Origin of the sequence: Rheinheimera sp. (assembly GCF_036568245.1) — a bacterium.
Lineage (GTDB): Bacteria > Pseudomonadota > Gammaproteobacteria > Enterobacterales > Alteromonadaceae > Alishewanella.
In genome coordinates, this window is sequence record NZ_DATCSY010000397.1 from 1 (window position 1) to 3,804 (window position 3,804).

The 3,804-nt window shown below is 51.0% G+C and carries 5 protein-coding genes; 4 read left to right on the forward strand and 1 reads right to left on the reverse strand.

The features are described from left to right. Nucleotides 1–192 precede the first annotated feature (192 nt). Entirely contained in the window at nucleotides 193–399 is a 207-nt protein-coding gene (locus VIN66_RS17850; RefSeq protein ID WP_331925242.1) for a DUF1289 domain-containing protein, read from the forward strand. Here the strand turns inward: VIN66_RS17850 and queG are convergent. Beyond that, nucleotides 368–1,495 carry a tRNA epoxyqueuosine(34) reductase QueG gene (gene queG, locus VIN66_RS17855; protein WP_331925246.1) on the reverse strand — a complete coding sequence of 376 codons (1,128 nt, stop codon included), beginning with the start codon at nucleotides 1,493–1,495 and terminating at the stop codon, nucleotides 368–370. The genes VIN66_RS17850 and queG overlap by 32 nt on opposite strands. Nucleotides 1,496–1,681: 186 nt before the next feature. Between queG and tsaE the strand changes: the two genes are divergently transcribed. The 3 genes from tsaE to mutL all read left to right on the forward strand — a co-directional run. Beyond that, entirely contained in the window at nucleotides 1,682–2,152 is a 471-nt protein-coding gene (gene tsaE, locus VIN66_RS17860; RefSeq protein WP_331925243.1) for a tRNA (adenosine(37)-N6)-threonylcarbamoyltransferase complex ATPase subunit type 1 TsaE, read from the forward strand. After that, the gene (locus tag VIN66_RS17865) at nucleotides 2,139–3,449 is read left to right on the forward strand and encodes an N-acetylmuramoyl-L-alanine amidase (protein WP_331925244.1); all 1,311 of its coding nucleotides are present in this window, start codon (nucleotides 2,139–2,141) and stop codon (nucleotides 3,447–3,449) included. Before tsaE ends, VIN66_RS17865 begins: the two co-directional genes overlap by 14 nt. A 2-nt stretch (nucleotides 3,450–3,451) precedes the next feature. Then, on the forward strand, nucleotides 3,452–3,804 hold a 353-nt coding region (gene mutL, locus VIN66_RS17870), incomplete at its 3' end, for a DNA mismatch repair endonuclease MutL (RefSeq protein WP_331925245.1).

Sequence of the window (3,804 nt, forward strand, 5' to 3'; positions counted from 1 at the left end):
GCGCTATGTCAGGCATCAGGATAAAGTGGGCAGAGAAGACGAGGAACGTCAATTAAGGCTGGATGTAGAAAATAATTAAGCCCCCTTATAGGGGGCCAACGCAAAGCCACCTCCTATGGAGGTGGATTTTTACTATCTGCAAATAATGGTCTACGATATAGTTACTGCATACAACGCAAAGCATTAACCGCTATGTCTGAATCACCTTGTGTCCGAAACTGTTGCCTGGATCAGCAAGATTGCTGCATTGGGTGTGGACGGTCACTGCTGGACATTATGGAATGGCATACTGCCTCAACGGAGCGGCGGGCGCAGATTGTGCAATTAGCTGCCAGACGGCAGCAACAGCGCGCAGACTTACAAATTATCAGGCGTCGCGTGGTAAACCCTTCTGAATAATTCTGACAAGACGCTCTGTACTGCGCGGTAACAGTGATTCAGCTTGCCAGCTTTTACGTTTTTGCTGTTTAAGTGCCCATTGAATATGCTCTGCAACCAATTCACTGGCACTGTCCAGTTTAGCCTGTAGTGCCTGCATAATCTCCTGCTGGTAAGGTGCGTTACCAAGCGCCACCGCAATGTTGCGCTGCCAGCGTTCGAAGCCAATACGCCTTATTGCACTGCCTTCGGTAAAGCTTAAAAATTCGTGCTCGTGCCAGGCGAACAAACTGAGCAGGCTCTGGCTTTGCCATTGTTTCCGGCGCTGAAAGTCGCCTTCTATCGACAGCGGGGCATCGCGGTTTTCCGGGCATACCAACTGACAATCATCACAGCCGTATATGCGGTTCCCCAGCAAAGGCCTGAATTCTTCAGGTATTGCACCTTGCAACTCTATTGTCAGATAAGAGATACAGCGCCTGGCGTCAACGACATAAGGTTCTACAATAGCACCCGTTGGGCAACTGGTAATACAGGCTACACAGCTGCCGCAATTTCCGTCATGAGGCGTATCGGTTGGTAGCGGCAGGTTAACCAGCAATTCACCGAGAAAAAACCAGGAGCCGGCATCCTGATTCAGTAGCAAACTGTGTTTACCAACCCAACCCAGCCCCGCTTTTTGCGCCAGTGGCCGCTCCAGAATAGGCGCTGAGTCGGTAAAAGGCCGATAGCCCAGTTCGGCTACATGCTGATTAATGCGTTCACCTAGCTGCTTAAGCCGGTTGCGGATCAGCTTATGATAGTCGCGGCCCAACGCATAGCGGCTGATATAGGCCTGTAACGGATCTGCAAGATTAGTGGCAAAGCCAGCACCTTTAGGCAAGTAGTTCATTCGGACACTGAGCACACGTAATGTACCTGGTACCAGTTCTGCCGGTCTTGCACGCAGCATGCCGTGGCTTGCCATATAGTCCATTTCGCCATGGTAACCGGCGTCGAGCCACTTTTGTAGCTGGCGCTCGGCATCGGGCAGGCTGACATCTGTAATACCCAGCTGGTCAAACCCAAGCTGTTGCGCCCAGAGTTTAATTTTTTCAGCCAGTTCGGCGTAATCCATAGACGTCATAATACCCCTGATAAAGACGGCATAATCTAGCATAATTACAATGATATCGCCTAGTTATGGCGGAACTTGGTCTCTTACTGACAGTCTTAGCTGCATCGTGCGGTTTTACTGGCCCGGATGGTGATTAATTTGTTAACATAGTGTCGTTTTGAAGCAGTAGCAGAAGAGTGGTGGCCGGTGGCGCAATATCAACAAGTATTACAGGATGAATCTGCAACCTTATTGCTGGCCCGTAAGGTAGCCCGGTATATTCAACCCGGTATGACACTGTTTTTGCACGGCGGCTTAGGCGCTGGAAAAACCACATTCAGCCGGGGCCTCTTGCTAGCACTGGGGCATAAGGGGACGGTAAAAAGCCCGACCTATACGCTGGTTGAGCCATACCAACTGCCAGCTCTGACGGTGTTTCACTTTGATCTTTACCGCCTTAGGGATGCCGAAGAGTTGGAGTTCATGGGGATCCGGGACTATTTTCGCGCCGATACATTGTGTCTGATTGAATGGCCAGAGCAGGGACAGGGTTATTTACCTGTGCCGGATCTCGACATACACTTAGTTTTTGAAGCAGAGCACAGGCATGTCTCAGTAAGCGCTAATACTGATGCCGGTACTACCATAATAAAAGCCTTAACGGATGATGCAGAATAATTATTACAAAAAAGTCAGGGGCTACTTACTACTGTTGCTGACCATTGGCAGTTTTTCAGCTGCTGCGGTGAATCAGGTGCAGGGCGTAAGGGTATGGCCATCACCTGACAACACCCGTGTTGTGTTTGATATGGCAACGGCGCCGGAGCACAAAAGCTTTGCGCTGGATAAACCAGACCGTCTGGTTATCGACCTGAATAACACTAAAGGCGGCAGCAGCTTACCGCAGATCTCCGGTGAGTCAGCATTGATTAAAAGCATCCGTAGCAGTGGCGACGGTAATAAAATGCGCATCGTGCTGGATTTAACCCGGGCGGCTAAAGCGAATGTTTTTTCATTGCCGCCGACTCCACCTTACGGCCATCGTTTAGTGGTCGATTTGCCTGACAATAACCCGGCACAACCGGCGCCTCCTGCAGCTATCCGGGCAGCACGCGATATCGTGATTGCGATTGATGCCGGACATGGCGGTGAAGACCCGGGGTCTATTGGCCCAAGTGGCTTTTACGAGAAAAATATAACGCTGCCTATCGCAAAACAACTGGCCAGACTAATTGATGCTCAGCCGGGTATGAAAGCGATGATGGTGCGTACTAACGACTACTATATCCATGTCAATAAGCGCACTGAAATTGCCAGGGGCCAGCAGGCGGATTTATTGGTTTCTATTCATGCTGACGCTTTTACTTCGCCGCAACCGCGTGGCGCTTCGGTGTGGGTGCTGTCGCTGCGCCGGGCAACCACGGAAGTTGGCCGAATGCTGGAACAAACAGAGCGGCACTCAGAGTTACTGGGCGGTGTAGCGGAAATTATTAAAGACTCGGCTAACGAGCGCTATCTGGCACAAACCGTATTGGATTTGTCGATGAATCATTCGATGGTTACGGCCTATCAGGTCGCCAATGAGGTGCTGCAGGAGCTGGATAAAATTGCTTACCTGCATAAAAAAGAGCCACAAGCCGCCAGTCTGGGGGTGCTAAAAGCACCTGATATCCCCTCTATTCTGGTTGAAGTAGGCTTTATTTCTAACCCTCAGGAAGAAAAACTACTTAAATCCGGTGGCCATCAGGCAAAGCTGGCACAGTCACTGTTTAGTGCATTAAAGCGGCATTTTGAGAAGTCTCCGCCTGCCGATTCGCTATTTGCCCAGCAGCGTTCGCGTGAGCACCGTGTCAGTGCAGGCGAGTCATTATCTCTGCTGGCCCAGCGCTACAACGTATCTATTGATGACTTACGCTCTGTTAATCAGCTAACTTCCGACAGCATTCGTGTCGGTCAGACCCTGCGGATCCCATAATTATGCCGATCCGGATACTGTCACCGCAGCTGGCTAACCAGATCGCGGCGGGCGAGGTTGTTGAACGCCCGGCTTCAGTGGTGAAAGAACTGGTGGAGAATAGCCTGGATGCTGGCGCAGATCAGATTGAAATAGAGATCGAGAAAGGCGGTAGCAAGCTCATCCGGGTGCGCGATAACGGCAGTGGCATTGCAGAGCAGGAGCTGGTGCTGGCATTGAGCCGGCATGCAACAAGCAAAATTGCTGATCTGAATGATCTCGAAGCAATTTGTAGCCTTGGTTTTCGTGGCGAAGCGCTGGCCAGTATCAGTTCGGTATCGCGCCTGACATTGACATCGAAAACGGCGGGGCAGAG